Source organism: Flavobacterium sp. SOK18b, assembly GCF_014156605.1.
GTDB classification, from domain to species: domain Bacteria; phylum Bacteroidota; class Bacteroidia; order Flavobacteriales; family Flavobacteriaceae; genus Flavobacterium; species Flavobacterium tiangeerense.
This window is the reverse complement of the sequence record NZ_QKNZ01000028.1, coordinates 36,482-52,395: the sequence shown is the minus strand read 5'-3', so window position 1 is coordinate 52,395 and position 15,914 is coordinate 36,482. Positions and strand designations below refer to the sequence as shown.

14 protein-coding genes and 1 pseudogene are annotated in these 15,914 nt (G+C 35.4%); 5 read left to right on the top strand and 10 right to left on the bottom strand.

What is annotated here, in order from left to right:
- Positions 1 to 97: 97 nt before the first annotated feature.
- Together DNC80_RS06210 and DNC80_RS06205 are read left to right on the top strand one after the other, a co-directional pair.
- Positions 98 to 1,036, top strand: a pseudogene (locus DNC80_RS06210) (2-hydroxyacid dehydrogenase); the annotation flags it as partial.
- 454 nt (positions 1,037 to 1,490) lie between these two features.
- The gene (locus DNC80_RS06205) at positions 1,491 to 1,772 is read left to right on the top strand and encodes a TM2 domain-containing protein (protein WP_182650136.1); all 282 of its coding nucleotides are present in this window, start codon (positions 1,491 to 1,493) and stop codon (positions 1,770 to 1,772) included.
- Positions 1,773 to 1,834: 62 nt separating this feature from the next.
- Here the strand turns inward: DNC80_RS06205 and DNC80_RS06200 are convergent, their stop codons facing one another.
- Positions 1,835 to 3,637: a lysophospholipid acyltransferase family protein gene (locus DNC80_RS06200; RefSeq protein ID WP_086453085.1), complete on the bottom strand. Its 1,803-nt coding sequence runs from the start codon at positions 3,635 to 3,637 to the stop codon at positions 1,835 to 1,837.
- A 206-nt stretch (positions 3,638 to 3,843) separates the two neighbouring features.
- Between DNC80_RS06200 and DNC80_RS06195 the strand changes: the two genes are divergently transcribed.
- The 3 genes from DNC80_RS06195 to DNC80_RS06185 all read left to right on the top strand — a co-directional run bounded on the left by DNC80_RS06195 (position 3,844) and on the right by DNC80_RS06185 (position 6,865).
- Positions 3,844 to 4,605, top strand: a complete 762-nt coding sequence (locus tag DNC80_RS06195; protein WP_144893436.1) for an exodeoxyribonuclease III — start codon at positions 3,844 to 3,846, stop codon at positions 4,603 to 4,605.
- Positions 4,606 to 4,804: 199 nt separating this feature from the next.
- Complete coding sequence (locus DNC80_RS06190; RefSeq protein WP_182650134.1) at positions 4,805 to 5,746, top strand: OmpA family protein; 942 nt, start codon at positions 4,805 to 4,807, stop codon at positions 5,744 to 5,746.
- Between the two features lie 81 nt (positions 5,747 to 5,827).
- A complete protein-coding gene (locus tag DNC80_RS06185; protein WP_182650132.1) occupies positions 5,828 to 6,865 on the top strand; it encodes an aldo/keto reductase in 1,038 nt (345 codons plus the stop codon).
- Between the two features lie 112 nt (positions 6,866 to 6,977).
- On the opposite strand, the gene DNC80_RS06180 is transcribed toward DNC80_RS06185, so the two are convergent.
- From DNC80_RS06180 to panC, 9 genes are all read right to left on the bottom strand, one after another.
- Complete coding sequence (locus DNC80_RS06180; RefSeq protein WP_182650130.1) at positions 6,978 to 8,945, bottom strand: transglycosylase domain-containing protein; 1,968 nt, start codon at positions 8,943 to 8,945, stop codon at positions 6,978 to 6,980.
- Between the two features lie 138 nt (positions 8,946 to 9,083).
- Positions 9,084 to 9,614, bottom strand: coding sequence for a hypothetical protein (locus tag DNC80_RS06175; protein ID WP_182650129.1), 531 nt, complete (start codon positions 9,612 to 9,614; stop codon positions 9,084 to 9,086).
- Positions 9,615 to 9,805: 191 nt separating this feature from the next.
- Positions 9,806 to 10,207, bottom strand: coding sequence for a heme-binding protein (locus DNC80_RS06170; RefSeq protein WP_144893426.1), 402 nt, complete (start codon positions 10,205 to 10,207; stop codon positions 9,806 to 9,808).
- A gap of 214 nt (positions 10,208 to 10,421) precedes the next feature.
- A complete protein-coding gene (locus tag DNC80_RS06160; RefSeq protein ID WP_182650127.1) occupies positions 10,422 to 10,970 on the bottom strand; it encodes a YbhB/YbcL family Raf kinase inhibitor-like protein in 549 nt (182 codons plus the stop codon).
- 87 nt (positions 10,971 to 11,057) lie between these two features.
- The gene (locus tag DNC80_RS06155) at positions 11,058 to 11,897 is read right to left on the bottom strand and encodes an AraC family transcriptional regulator (RefSeq protein WP_182650125.1); all 840 of its coding nucleotides are present in this window, start codon (positions 11,895 to 11,897) and stop codon (positions 11,058 to 11,060) included.
- A gap of 32 nt (positions 11,898 to 11,929) precedes the next feature.
- Positions 11,930 to 13,291 (bottom strand): DNA repair protein RadA, encoded by a 1,362-nt coding sequence (gene radA, locus DNC80_RS06150; protein ID WP_182650123.1) that lies wholly within the window; start codon positions 13,289 to 13,291, stop codon positions 11,930 to 11,932.
- Positions 13,291 to 14,439: an alpha/beta hydrolase-fold protein gene (locus tag DNC80_RS06145; protein ID WP_182650121.1), complete on the bottom strand. Its 1,149-nt coding sequence runs from the start codon at positions 14,437 to 14,439 to the stop codon at positions 13,291 to 13,293. The genes radA and DNC80_RS06145 overlap by 1 nt, the downstream gene beginning before the upstream one ends.
- Positions 14,440 to 14,692: 253 nt before the next feature.
- Positions 14,693 to 15,043, bottom strand: a complete 351-nt coding sequence (gene panD / locus DNC80_RS06140) for an aspartate 1-decarboxylase (protein ID WP_182650119.1) — start codon at positions 15,041 to 15,043, stop codon at positions 14,693 to 14,695.
- A gap of 14 nt (positions 15,044 to 15,057) precedes the next feature.
- Complete coding sequence (gene panC, locus DNC80_RS06135) at positions 15,058 to 15,906, bottom strand: pantoate--beta-alanine ligase (RefSeq protein ID WP_182650117.1); 849 nt, start codon at positions 15,904 to 15,906, stop codon at positions 15,058 to 15,060.
- Positions 15,907 to 15,914 lie beyond the last annotated feature (8 nt).

Here is a 15,914-nt window from a genome sequence, read left to right as displayed (position 1 = left end):
ACAAATTACAAATTTACAATTTTAAAGGCTAATGGCATCAGTTTACACCATAAACCGTATTTTTTTTGTTTATTTGAGTAATCAAATTAAAAACAATATGGCTATCAACATCCTTCATATAGACAGTAATCATCCCGTACTTTGGGATCAACTTCAAGCTGCTGGTTTTCATAATCACAGTGATTATATTTCTTCAAAGGAGGAAATTGAATCTAAAATTCAGGATTATCACGGAATCGTGATTAGAAGTCGTTTTAAAATTGACAAAATATTTTTAGACAAGGCAATAAATTTACAGTTTATAGCTCGTGTTGGGGCTGGATTAGAAAGTATTGATTGTGAATATGCTACGCAAAAAGGCATTACGCTTATAGCCGCACCCGAAGGCAATAAGAATGCAGTAGCAGAGCATTCGTTAGGAATGATTCTATCATTGTTCAATAACTTGAATCAAGCCGATCAAGAAATTAGAGCAGGGCAGTGGAACCGTGAAAGTAATAGAGGTCATGAGCTAGATGGTAAAACGGTAGGAATTATTGGCTACGGAAATATGGGGAAATCTTTTGCCAAAAAACTTCGAGGTTTTGATGTAAAAGTACTTTGCTACGACATTCTAGAAAACGTAGGCGATGCCAATGCGAAACAAGTAACACTCGATACTTTTCAGCAAGAAGTTGATGTACTAAGCTTACACGTTCCTTGGACTCCAGAAACAGATAAAATGATCAACGCATCCTTTATCAATCACTTTGCAAAGCCATTTTGGATTATCAACACCTCACGCGGTAACAATTTAGTAACTCAAGATTTGGCAGCAGCTTTACAATCAGGAAGAATTCTAGGCGCAGGTCTTGATGTTTTAGAGTACGAAAAACTATCTTTTGAAACTCTTTTTAGTGACAAAAATACTCCCGAAGCGTTTCAATATTTACTGCAAGCTAAAAATGTCATTTTAACGCCTCATATTGCGGGTTGGACTGTGGAAAGTAAGGAACGATTAGCACAAGTTATTGTAGATAAAATCAAAGCAAAATATTTTGGTCAAGCCAAAGATATCGAGCCAGAAGAGCGTGTAACAGGAATTGGAGGTTTCTTTTTTAAGTCCAATGACCCTAAAGGTTTAGCGGCTTGGTACGAAAAGTATTTGGGTTTAAAAACAGATGAGTACGGAGCTACTTTTTGGTGGAAAGATAAGAACGGCGCGGATTGTTCTACGCAATGGTCGCCATTTGCAGCAGATACTACTTACTTTGAACCAAGCAAAAAAGAGTTCATGCAAAACTTTAGAGTACATGACTTAGAGTTATTATTGAAAAAATTAATACAAGAGGGTGTAACAATTGTGGGTGATATGCAGACTTATGAGTACGGGAAATTTGCTTGGATATTGGATTGCGAAGGAAATAAAATTGAACTCTGGGAACCTATTGACGCTGCTTTTTTATAAATGAGAATACATAAACTACTTAATTAACCAATATTGACTAACAATGGAAAATCAAAAACACGAAACTTGGAATCAACCACAACCTTACCGACAAGACAATAAGAAACTTCCAGCAGGGTTGCTTGCTATACTTTTAGGACCTTTAGCAATTCATAAGTTTTTTTTGGGTTACACCACCGAAGGGATTATATGGTTGTTGATTAGTTTGTTTACTTGTGGAACCGTAACGACTTTGTTAGGACTTATTGAAGGGATTATTTATTTGACAAAATCAGATGAAGAGTTTTATCAAACGTATCAAGTAGGTAAAAAGGCATGGTTTTAAAACATAAAAAATCCCGTCTTATCTTTTTAGGACTAGACGGGATTTATATAATGCTACTGATATTAATCTTCTTTTTCGGCTAATTTTCGTTCTAGTTCGGCCTGAAATTCTTCCATTACAGGTTTCATAGTGCTTTCGGGAATATCAGCTATTCTTATGTACATGAGGCCATCTACCGCATTATTAAATAGTGGATCTACATTAAAGGCTACAACTTTGGCGTTTTGTTTGATGTATTTTTTAATCAAAACAGGTAAGCGCAAACTGCCAGGTTCCAATTCGTCAATTATTTTGTCAAATTTATTCAAATCAGCTTCAGTCTCGTTGAAAATGAAATCTTTATCGGCATCTTTAAGTTTGACTTTATACGCTTTTTTTGGATGAATATATTGAGCAATATACGGATCGTAATAATTTGATTTCATGAACTCAATCATTAAAGATTTCGAAAAATCAGAAAATTGATTGCTAATACTTACCCCGCCCAATAAAAATTTATGCTCTGGATAACGCAATGTAGTATGCATAATTCCTTTCCATAGCAAGAAAAGCGGCATTGGTTTTTGTTGGTATTCTTTGATGATAAACGCGCGACCCATCTCTATGGATTTATGCATCATATCATACAATTCAGGTTCAAATCTAAATAAATCGTTGAGGTAAAAACCATTTATACCGTATTTAGGGTAAATTTCGGCTCCTAATCCCATGCGGTATGCACCTGCAATTTTGTTAGCTTCATTATCCCACAAAAATAAATGATGATAATATTGATCGTGTTTGTCAAGATCTATAGATTCATTGGTACCTTCACCAACTTCTCTAAAAGTAATTTCGCGAAGACGGCCTATTTCATGAAGAATATTTGGAATTTTTGAAGCTCTTGCAAAAAACACTTCGTAGTTTTTGCTTTGCAATAAGCGACAATCCGTTGTACGTAATCCTTCTACTTCCTTGATCATTTTGTCTTGGCTTGCAGCCGTAACAATCGTTTTTGGACTTTTAGGAATTTTTAAGGTAGGAGTAGGTAAAAATGGGCTTTCCTTTTCAAAAGGATTAGCCAGCATATATGTCTTTTTTCTTAAAAACTCAGAGTATTCCTCAAGAGTAGTGTGCTCGTTTTGCTCATTTACAGAGATTGGTTTGCCTATACGAACTTTGATTACTCTACGTTTTTGACTAAAAACTTCAGATGGCAATTTTGCTGTTCTAAAAGTCCCACTAATCTTAGAAAGCAAATAAAACAACCTACTGTTTTTTGCATGAAAATAGATAGGGACAACGGGAACTTGTGCTTTTCTAATGACTTTAATAGCGCCCTCTTCCCAAGGTTTGTCTACCATTAACTTTCCATCTTTATAAGTAGAAACCTCACCTGCAGGAAACATACCTAAAGGTTTGCCATCACTTAAATGACGCAGTGTTTCTTTAATTCCTACCACGCTTGATTTCACATCCTTATGATTTTCAAAAGGATTTACAGGCATGATGTATTTTTTTAACGGAGTTATGCGGTGCAATAAAAAATTAGCGATAATTTTAAAATTTGGCTCGCGTTCTAGCATTAATTTTAATAACAAAACCCCATCAATTCCGCCAAGTGGGTGGTTTGAGATGGTAATATAGGCGCCTTCTTTTGGTAATCTTTTTAAGTCTTCTTCTGGGATTTCGAATTTTATTTTTAAATCATCAAGAACTCCATTCAAAAAAGCGACATCTTCTAGGTGTTTGTTTCTATTGTATACTTTATTCAAGGTAGAGATTTTTAGAACCTTCATTAATATCCAGCCAGAAAACGTACCCAAAACGCCGTACTTGTCTGCATTAATAGCTTTTGCAACTTCTTTTGCGGTAACTAGACCCATGTATTTTTTTTCTTTATTTTAGTGCAAGAAACAAAGATAGCAAAAAACTCCATTTTCTCTATTTTTCTACATCAAACTTCTACTTTTTTGTTACATTTGAAACGTATATTTTTAAACAAGATTTTAAAACTGATACATAAAATTGGGTATTATGGTTCTAAATTAAGCCTGATGATTTTAAATGTTAATTTCAATTTTTTTCCCTGATGAGAATTATTTCATACAATGTAAATGGTATAAGAGCAGCCATTACAAAAGGTTTTCTAGAATGGTTACAGCATGCAAATCCTGATGTTATATGCCTACAAGAAATTAAGGCTACTGAAGATCAAATTCCAGTTGATGCCATTACACAAGCAGGTTATCCCTATCAATATTACTATCCAGCTACAAAAAAGGGGTATAGTGGTGTGGCAATTTTGTCTAAAACAAAACCTAATTCTGTTTTTTATGGTACGGGAATTGAGCATATGGATTTTGAGGGGCGTAATCTTCGAGCTGATTTTGATTCGGTGTCTGTTATGAGTTTATACTTGCCTTCTGGAACAAATATGGATAGATTGGATCATAAATTTATGTTTATGGATGATTTTCAAAACTACATCAACGAACTCAAAAAAGAAATTCCCAATCTAGTAATTTGCGGCGATTATAATATTTGTCATGAAGCAATAGATATTCATGATCCAGTGCGAAATAAAAATGTTTCTGGATTTTTGCCTCAAGAGAGAGCTTGGCTTGATCAGTTTATGAAATCAGGATTTGTAGATAGTTTTAGACATTTTAACAAGGAGCCTCATCAATATTCATGGTGGAGTTACCGTGCTGGAGCAAGAGGAAATAATAAAGGATGGAGGATTGATTACAATCTTGTAAGTGAAAATTTAAAACATAAATTAAAACGAGCTGTAATTTTAGCCGATGCTGTGCACTCAGACCATTGCCCTATTCTGGTTGAAATAGAGTAGAAGGATCAGGAGCTCGTTCCCTTTATTCGCTACAAATATAATTCACTGGACTCCGATGTAAATAAAGGTTGACTGAAGTAATCTTATTGTTTTTAAAAACAACAACAAGGATTTTCACTGCTATTGGGGCTTGAGGAATGCTTCTAGCTTAATGATTTCGGTCTGTTAAACAATTGAATCAACATAAATACTAAAACAAATGATAAAAAAAATTTCAATCGGATTGTTGGTACTCGCATTATCAACATCTTGTGTTTCCAAGAAAATATACAACGATCTAGAAAGTAAATTTACTGATCTAAAAAAAGAAAATAGAACTTTAGCTGATGAAAACGCTACGCTATCGCAAGCTAAAAACCAACTCGAAATAGACCGAGACGCCTTAAAAGCTGATCTTGACAAATCTACAGTTGCTCTTGCCAGAGCAGCAGCAGATTTAGAAGCAAATAAAAACAAGTATAAAATGCTTCAAGATTCCTATTCTGCACTAGAGAAAAACAGTGGTGATGCGTTACAAAGCAACATGAAGAAAAATAGGGATTTGCTGGACCAACTAGATGAAAAAGGGAGAGCACTAACACTAGAGCAAGAGCGTTTGAGTAAAAGTGCACAAAGACTGAAAGAACTTGAAGATTTGATTGCTGCCAAAGAAGCAAGCATGAAAAAACTAAAAGAAACTTTGTCTAAAGCCTTGAATAGTTTTGAAGGAAAAGGCTTGACCGTTGAGCAAAAAAACGGGAAAGTATACGTGTCTATGGAGAATAAACTCCTTTTTAACTCTGGAAGTTGGGCAGTAGGATCTGAAGGTAAAAAAGCGGTTGTAGAACTAGGGAAAGTATTGGGAGATAATCCAGATATTTCCGTGCTGATTGAAGGTCATACAGATGATGATGCCTTTACAGCATCCGGTCCTATTGCAGATAACTGGGACTTGTCTACAAAAAGAGCTACCTCAATTGTTGGTATTTTGAGCGAAAACAAAAAAATAAACAAACAAAATTTAACTGCTGCAGGAAGAGGGGAATTTTCACCATTAGGAAGTAATGCAACTGCTGAGGGTAAAGCCAAAAATCGCAGGATTGAAATTATCTTAACGCCAAGATTAGATGCAATCGCAGAGATGTTGAATGATATAAATTAATTTTTCCATAGTCAAAAGTCATAAAGTCATCAAGTAAAACAATTGACTTTATGACTTTTGACTTTATAACGTTACGACTTTATGAAATACACTACTTTACCCAATACTGATATAAAAGTTAGTAAAATTTGTTTGGGTACAATGACTTTTGGTCAACAAAACACTGAGGCTGAGGGTCACGCCCAAATGGACTATGCACTAGAAAACGGAGTTAATTTTTTTGATACTGCGGAGATGTATTCTATTCCAGCGAATAAAGATACCTATGGAAGTACTGAGAGAATTATAGGGACTTGGCTTAAAAAATCAGGCAAAAGAGAATCGATTGTTTTGGCATCCAAAATCGCGGGTCCTAATCCTAATTTTGGGTATATGAGAGAAAAGTTAGATTTCTCGCCAGCGAGCATCAAGTTTGCTTTAGACGAAAGTCTAAAACGACTGCAAACCGATTATCTTGATGTGTATCAATTGCATTGGCCAGAGCGCAAAACGAATTATTTTGGGCAACGCGGCTACACTGTACAAGAGGATGCTTGGGAAGATAATATTCACACTGTTTTGGAAACTCTGGACAGTTTTGTAAAAGCTGGAAAAATCAAGCATATTGGGTTGTCAAATGAAAATCCATGGGGAATCATGCGTTTTTTGGAAGAAAGCAAATACAACAATCTGCCAAGAGTAAAAACGATTCAAAATCCCTATTCATTGTTGAACCGTCTTTTTGAAAATGGTTCCGCTGAAGTTTGCCTGAGAGAAAATGTAGGTTTATTGGCGTATTCCCCGATGGCATTTGGTATTTTATCTGGAAAATTCCTAACCGGTGAATCACATCCAAAAGCACGCCTTACTTTATTCCCGCAATACTCTAGATACAACAGCGAGCAAAGTACTCAAGCCACTCGTTTGTATCATGAAATTGCAATTAAAAACGGATTGACCTTGACAGAACTGTCTTTGGCATTTATAGAACAACAGCCTTTTGTAACTAGCACGATCATTGGGGCTACAACATTAGAACAGTTAAAAGAAAACATTGATACGATTCAAGTGACACTTTCGGAGGAGGTTTTAAAAGCCATTGATACAGTACAAGCTGCAATTCCGGATCCGGCACCTTAATTTAAAAATAGTATTTTTTTAAGAACTACCCTTTGTATTGATCTTTCCTTAACAAAAACTCCAGCAGAAAATGAATCTTTTCTGCTGGAGTTTTTTAGTTTCTAGGATAGATTTAGAAATCAAATTCAGTCCCTTCGGCAAGTGAATCTACTTTTATTAAGGTTGAATCTAGTACTTTGAACTTTATAAAAGAACGTGCAGGTCCTGAGATAAAAATAGGTATTGAAGTATACAAGGTGTCTTCTGGAGTCAAGAGTCCTCTTCGTAACATTATTTTTGTCAAAAAAACTTCCTGTTTTGTTGCAAAATCTTTCAACAATCCTTGATCGTTAAACTGATACATGAATTTCTTTGGACTCGGAATAATTCGAGCCAAGTATAGGCATTCGTTTAAAGACAACTCTACAGGTGTTTTCTGGAAATAAAACTGACTCGCTTCGCCAATTCCATATACATTTGGACCCCATTCGATAATGTTAAAATACACTTCCAGCATGCGTTCTTTACTCACAATCCTGTTGTTTTCCAAGATGTAAACTAATAAAATTTCTTCAAGCTTTCGCGAAAGCGTTTTTTCTCTGCTCAAAAAAGCATTTTTTACGAGTTGCATACTTATAGTACTAGCACCACGAGCAAACTTTTTGGTTCTAATGTTCTTTACGATGGATTGCTTAAAAGCCTCACTGATAAATCCTCGATGTGAGAAAAACGAAGGGTCTTCAGTAGTTAAAACTGATTTTTGTAAGTAAGGCGAAATTTGATTTAGTGGGGTGTAATTAGGGTTTGCGGTACCCACAAGAACTGGTCTTTGCAAGACGTTATTTATTAAGGCGCGGTATACAAACTCTCCATTGAGCTTAGTCAAGTTGGCGTCGCCATATTTTGTAATTTTTAAGTTTTCTTTCTTTAAAGTACTGTCAAAAACCAAACGGTTGGGTTTGTTTTGATTGAAAGCAAAATCCAATTTATAGGAGAAAGTTCCGCTTGCTTCCATGCCTTTGAAATGCGTAAACAAGCCTTCAGGCAAAGAGGTTATGAAATCCTGAGCCTTCATTTTTGGAATGTTTACCTTGAGTTTGTAGAGCGTGTCAAGAGCAGTGTCATAGGCTAGGTAAGGATGGAATTTTATCTTATTGAGTTGGACAGTTGAGGTACTGTCAATAGAAATAAAATCAGATCCTAATAAAAAACGGTAGTCAAACTTAGCATTTTGCAACACTACATCTTTATTGGCTATTTTAGGATGATTGATTTTCAAATTGGCAATAGCCATAAAACCATCAATGTGAAGCTCATCGCCATCTTTGTCAATGTTTTCAAGATTTAATCGTATGGTGTTGAAACTAGTTTTCAGGTTGAAGCGTTCATCAAAATAGGGGAGTTTAATAGCACCAGTATCAATGTTTACAAACTGAATGTCTGCCTTTTTATTTCTTGGATCTGCAAAACCTTTAAGTTTCCACTGTTGTGAGATGGTGTTGGTTTGTACTTTTATGGATGTCTCCAATTGTTTATTGGCTAAACGTAGTTTTTGGAAATTGATGTTTGTTTTATTGCCATTATCATCTATTTTAAAAGCAAGATTGTCTAGCACCATATCTGTAGGAACTAAATTCAATATTTTGGTGATAAGGGCATAAGCAAATTCGGCGTAATCCCTTTTTTCATTGGTTTGTTCCGCTGAGGGATCTTTTTTCAAGAACGCATCAAAGTTTCTTTTTTTTCCTTTTTTTACTAGTTGGATGTAACCGTTTTGTATGTCTAATGTTCCCAGTTGCACCTCGCCCGAAATTAGTTTCAAGAGGTTCACCGTTGTTTTTATTTTTTCAATTTTAAAAAGAGTATCAGCATCTTTAGGTACGAGCGTAATTCCAGTCATGCTAAGGCCAGATAAACCATCAAATGAGGCTTTTTTAACGGTGAAACTACTGTTGTATTCTACCGTCATTTCATTTGAAATTTTATCTAGAGTTTGTTGTAAAACGGCATCTCTAAACACAAAAAAACCTCCTACAATAAGGCATATTACCACGAGGAGTATCTTAAAAAAAAGACCAATTTTTTGTTTTGTGGTTTTCATGTTTACTGTATTGATTTGGGGTGGCTAAAATAGCAACTTTTCCCTTGTATTGTATACGGTTAACCTAAAGTTTAATAAACCATTAGCATATAGATTGTTTAGGGCTATTTTACTTTTGAAAGCAGTTGTGGCTACAAACTACTTTTTTTGTAATTCCTCTGCTATTTCTAGCAGCAGTAAATCTACATTTTGTTTTTGTGTTCCGTATTTTATTTGGAGTGGAGAGCCTTCGCCCATTCGGTTGTAATATTCCAGTGCTTTATTGGCAAAAAAGCGTTTGTGAAAATGAGAAAGCTCAGGAACTTGCGGATATTGTTCATGAAAAAGCATTTCATAATAAGCCTGCCATTCTCTCTCATTTTTATCATGAATAGTGTTTTCAGGCATTTTTTGTGCCACGTGAATCATCTCATGTAGGAGTAAGTTGAGCATTAAATGAAGCGGATATTCAAAAGTGTTCTCTGGTATCCGAATAATTTGTGGTTCACCCAAAGCACCTTCGGTAGTCATTAGGATGAATTCAGGCTTGGCTTTTTCTCTGAGTTCAAAACCTTTAAAGTTAGGGTGTGTAAGGCCGTATTCTTCCATCAAGAACTGTGCTGCAGCAATAGTTTTTCCCATTTCATGAAAGGAGTTAACAATTTGTAGTTGGTCTTGATAGGTTTTCATTGTAGGGTGGTAGTAAAGTTGTTTTAGTTATGAAATTTAATTGTAAATATATACTTTAAATTGTTTTTACTAAATAGGATGTATCCAAAACGCAGTTTATTTTTATTCCTAGTCTAGTTATTATGACTACAAATAAAACAGCCTAACAAAGCAAACGATTGTTAGGCTGTAATAGTATTTGATTTTGTAGGTTACAGGATCGCTTTGGCTCCAAAGTCAGCTACAAGGTGATCGTCTTCTACGGTGCTTCCGCTTACTCCAATAGCTCCTATTACTTCACCAGCATTGTTTTTGATAACAACACCTCCTGGAAATGTAATCAATCCGCCATTACTGTGCTCAATGTTGTATAGCGGAGCTTCAGGTTTTACTAACGGCGTTAAAGTTGCAGTGTCCATTGTGAACCATGCAGATGTTTTTGCTTTTTTGAATGAAATGTCAATAGATCCAATCCATGCGCCATCCATTCTTGCGAATGCAACTAAATTTGCACCTGCATCTACTACGCAAATGTCCATTTTAGTTCCAATTTCTTCTGATTTGATTTTTGCTGCAGCGATTACTGCTTCTGCTTGTTGTAAGGTAATGTTCATTTTTTATACTTATTTGGTTGTAAATTGGGTAATTAATTCCGTTGGAGTTGCACTTAAAGCTTTGCTGATTGGGCATCCAAGTTTTACCGCTTCGGCTAATTCGTTAAATTGTGTTTCGCTCATACCGCTAACTTCACCCGTTAAATGTAGTTTGATTACTGAGATTTCTAATCCATCACTAACAGCGTCGAGTGCTACTTTGGCCTCAATTTTATTATCTTTTATAGTGTGCTACAATTGTTGCTTTTGCTAGGGTGTTGGCCCATAAGTTGTAACCAACTAACTCTGGGTTTGCAGTAGCGTCTAGTCCTAGTTTGTCTGTTTTTAGTGCGTAAACGGTGAAAATATAGGTGTGTATGCCATGACCTACCGGTGGACATGGACCACCAAAACCAGTTGCCCCAAAGCTTGTAGTACTTTGTACAGTTCCTGCTGGCATTAAATTTAAGGCTGGATTTCCTGCTTTTGAAACAATTTCATTCACATTGGTAGGAATGTTAAAGGCTACCCAATGCCACCATCCTGCTCCTGTAGGTGCATCTGGATCGTAACAAGTAATGGCAAAACTCTTAGTTCCCTCAGGAGTATTTTCCCAACTTAATTGTGGCGATGCATTGTTTCCGTTACAGCCAAATCCATTAAATTCATTTTGAATAGTAAAGGATCCGCCCATATCTTTACTGCTTAGTGTAAATGTTTTTTGAGCAAAAAGCGTACTTGTAAATAGAAGTACTGCTGATAAAAATAAAATTGATTTTTGCATGGTGAATGGTTTTAAATTACAATGCAAAAGTCATTAATATAGAGGTAAACTCTAAAACTAAAAAGTTCAAAAAATGTTGCTAAAAGTTCAAATATTGATTTGTGATTGTTTGGGAGTAGTTCCAAATTTGTTTTTGTAAGCTTGAACAAAACTAGACAAATTTTCAAAGCCTATTTCTTCGTACACATCAGAGGCGCGCATTTTTTTGGTTTGTAGTAAGTAGGCTGCGTGTTCTAATCTTTTTTCTTGGAACCACCGGATTGGGCTCGTTTGAAATTCTTTATCAAAGTTGCGTTTAAAAGTGGAAACACTCATGTTACATAAAAACGAAAGTTCTTGGATGCTTAAATTGTTCAAAGCATTTTTGTGCATCGTATCTACAAATGATTTTGCCGATGGATTTTGGTGATGTACAAAATTCAATAAAAAATCGATTCCCTTCATTTGAACGAGATACAATAATATTTCCTCAAATTTCAACGGCAGCATTTTGTTAATAAAGTCAATAGGTTGCGACTGAAGGTGTACTAAACTTTTAACAATATTTTGAATGACACGATCATATTCAGCTATGATAAATGGATCGTTATTTTGAGTTGTATTGTTTTTATAATCGTATTTTTTTAGAAAGTCTTCAACAGCTTTGTCTGAAAAAAATAGCAACATGCTGCGGTAATTTTGGCTCATAGAAATGCTTTCGCTCATTAAGCAATTACCAGATTTGATAATGACAAATTTATCGTTTTCAATACGTGTTGTATGGTTTTGGGTAATGAGTTCTTTGGTACCATTGAGCAGAAAACTAAAAACATTTTTTGAAAGTTGTACCTTGTTTTTATTGATGCTTTTCGAAATAAAATACTCATACAGTTGTAGTTCACTATCGCTGTTGGTTTCTATTTGCTCAGGTAAATATTGAATTTCCATTTTTAATTTAAATTTTTCTACAATAAATATAGTTATCCAAACAACTCACTTGCTACATCTTCTATTTTAGCGACCATCCTAATTTGTATACCCGTGTTTTTCAAAGTGATTTTATTGTATTTGGATACAAAAATGGTCGAAAATCCTAGTTTTTCAGCTTCCTGAATGCGCTGATCCACTCGGTTTACCGGACGTATTTCGCCCGAAAGTCCCACTTCACCAGCAAAACAAAAATCTTTGTTGACGGGAATGTCTTCATTTGAGGATAATATGGCTGCTACTACGGCTAAGTCAATTGCAGGATCATCTACTGAAATGCCTCCTGTAATATTCAAAAATACATCTTTGGCGCCAAGCCTAAAACCAGCTCTTTTTTCTAATACTGCCAAAATCATGTTGAGCCTTTTTGCATTGTATCCTGTTGTACTTCGTTGCGGCGTTCCGTATACTGCGGTGCTCACGAGTGCTTGAATTTCTATCATTAATGGCCGCATTCCCTCAAGAGTTGAGGCAATTGCGGTTCCTGATAATTGCTCATTTTTGTGTGAAATTAATATCTCTGATGGGTTGGCTACTTCTCGCAAGCCACTTCCAAGCATTTCATAAATTCCTATTTCGGCCGTAGAGCCAAAACGGTTTTTGAGAGAGCGTAAAATTCGATAAACGTGATTGCGGTCTCCTTCAAACTGCAACACCGTGTCTACCATGTGTTCTAGAATTTTAGGACCTGCTATGTTTCCGTCTTTTGTAATATGACCAATTAAAATGACAGGAATGTTGGTTTCTTTGGCAAATTTGATCAATTCGGCGGTAGTTTCCCTAATTTGAGAAATACTCCCTGGAGTCGATTCAATATAATCCGTATGCAAGGTTTGAATGGAATCGATAATTACAATCTCTGGCTGTATAGCTTCAATTTGTTTGAAGATGTTTTGTGTCTTGGTTTCGGTCAAGATGTAGCAATTGTCTCCGCTAGGCGTAATCCTTTCGGCACGCATTTTTATTTGTTTCTGACTTTCTTCGCCGGATACGTATAGTGTTTTGTAGGGTAATTTTAAGGAAATTTGTAGCAAAAGGGTACTTTTTCCAATGCCTGGTTCACCGCCTAATAAAATCAACGAACCCGGAACAATACCACCACCTAAAACGCGATTCAATTCGCCATCAGTAGTATCCATGCGAATCTCTTGCGCCGAGTCAATTTCATTAATGCGCAGGGGTCTTGGTGCTTTGCTAGTAGGAGTGGGCTCACTCTTCCAAGCCACTTTTTCTTGTTTCTGAATTATTTCTTCGGCAATAGTGTTCCATTCTTTGCAGGAGTTGCATTGTCCTTGCCATTTAGCATATTGCGCGCCGCAGTTTTGGCAAAAAAAAGTAGTTTTTACTTTTGACATTATTTTTTTGGTATTTGAGTAGTCATATCCTCGTATTTTTCAAGCATCATCGTTTTAGTCAAATCGCCGATTTCTTCTTGTTGAGATGCTGTTTGATAGTATTTTGCTGCTCTTTTGGGGTCACCTAATTTTTCATACATCAAACCCAGTTCATAATCCGAAAGCATGGATTTTGGATAGTTAACGGTTGCAATTTCGGCGAGTTGTCCCAGTTCAGAATAGGCTTTGTTTTTTAGTATAGCTGCTTCTATGGCTTTAAAATCATTGAGTCTCACTAGTGTTCTTAAACCTAAATTTTCATAAAGAGTGTCATAGCGCGCCACTAAATAATCTACATAACCAGAGGGTAAACTGGCTATTTTTTCACTGAATTCTAATGAAGAAATTGGTTTGTAATATTCAAAGAAATGGTAAAGCGCATTAGGAATTGCTTGAAGTACGACAGCATAGTGAGATGTATTTTTAAAATTATCAAATTTATAGTGTACCAATGGGTTTTTAACCTCCTGCAAGCCAGTATCTAGGTTCTTTATACTATTTTGAATTTTGCGGATGTCACCATCTCCATTTGCTTGGTAATAAAAAATAGATTTTTTGGTTTTTGAAAGTTCATCAGGCAATCTTTCCTGCATACCTTTTGTAAGTTCAGGTGCAAGTGAAATATAGGCTTGAAACAGCGGATTTTCTTTGTACAAAAAATAGTTTAAAAACCCTGCGGTAGTGTCATGTCCAGCAATGATTCTAAACGGTGCTGTGGGATATTTTTTTTCAAGATATGGGATCAATTCTCCTCCTATAAAATTAAAAAATTGGGCACCTTTACCACTGAGTTCATCCTCTATGTCATCATGCATACAGTCATCTATGCGTTCGTTTTTTTGATTTTGATGAATACCTACAATGATAGTTTCAGGAAGATCATCCCAGTAGGCACCATATTGTAACGCTCCATAAAAAGGATCAAATAGATAATCTCCATCTAGAAGTATCAAGATTGGGTATTTTTTATTTGGATTTTTTTCTATTGATTGCGGCAGGCTTATAGTCAGTTCTCTCTTCTCTCCGAGTATTTGAGAATCGAATGTAAAGGATGTTTTTTGAGAAAAAACGGTTACGCTAAACAACAATAATAATAGTGTTTTTTTCATTATAAGGTTAGATTTGGTAGGGTCTTACGTTGTATACAATTTACAAAGCAAGATACTATAATATTTGTTTTTATAGCAGGTGTTCTCTTTTTTTATGTTGTAAGTCTTTATGTGGCTGTGATTTTAGGTTTTTAGTTGGTTAACGTTTCAATTAGGTTTCTATAATATTTTTCACAAAAAAACCACAAACACTGCCTATAACTAAGTTGGGTGTTTGTGGTAGTGTCATTATAACCTACTTGTGCTAGCGGGTTTATGTTAGTGAATTGTCGTTTTCGTTAGGGAAAATAACCCATGGTTTAAATGTTTTTGCTTCCTCAAAGTCCATGCCTGCATACGAAATAATAATAATGATATCATCTTTTTGTACCTTTCTGGCAGCGGGACCGTTTAGTGTAATGATTCCGGAGTTTTTTTCTCCTTTGATGGCGTAGGTTTCAAAACGTTCTCCGTTATTGATGTTTACGATTGAAACTTTCTCACCTTCAATAATATTAGATGCTTCTAACAGGGATTCGTCAATAGTAATAGAGCCGATATAATTTAAATCTGCTCCGGTTACTTTAACGCGGTGAATTTTTGATTTTAAGACTTGGATTTGCATGCTACAAAGGTAAATTAATTTAATGAAATGGTATCAATCAATCTAATATTGTTGACTATTACCGCTATAAAAGCTCTGTATTTTTTAGTTTTATTTTTTCTTGTGCAGGTTAAAAGTGTTGCTTCGTCTGCAATGGTAAAATATTCAAGAGTGAATTGCGTGTTATTTTCAAATGCTTTTTCAACCCATTTAGAAATTGTGAGCGTGCTGTCTTTTGAGAATTTATCTTTTGCAGTTCTCAAAATTTTGTAAATCAGTGAGGCTTGCTCTCGTTCTTGAGGTGTTAAACGTTCATTTCTAGAACTCATAGCTAGATTATTGGCTTCTCTGTGTATGGGACAACCTACAACATTTACTTGAAGTTTATTTTTAGAAACCATTTTTTTTATAATTTGTAATTGTTGGAAATCTTTTTCTCCAAAATAGGCGTTGTTGGGAGTAACAATCTCAAACAAACGTTTTACAATGGTACCTACGCCATTAAAATGACCAGGTCTAAACTTGCCTTCCATTTGGTTTTCTAGTCCATCAAAATCAAATGATTGGGAAGTTGGTTTTCCGTCATAAATATCCTCAACAGTTGGCGCATACAAAATAATGCTGTCGTCAAGAGTTGTAAGTTTATTAACATCTTCGTCCAGCGTTCGGGGATATTTTTCTAGGTCCTCTGGATTGTTAAACTGTGTAGGGTTAACAAAAATACTAACCACTGTAGCGTCATTTTCTTTTAATGATTTTTTCATTAAAGCTAAGTGACCTTCATGCAAAGCGCCCATTGTAGGAACAAATCCAATAGTCTTTTGACTATCTTTAATAGATTTTAAATAGTCCATCAAAGGTGCTTTTCCATAGAAAATTGGCATGGCAGTAT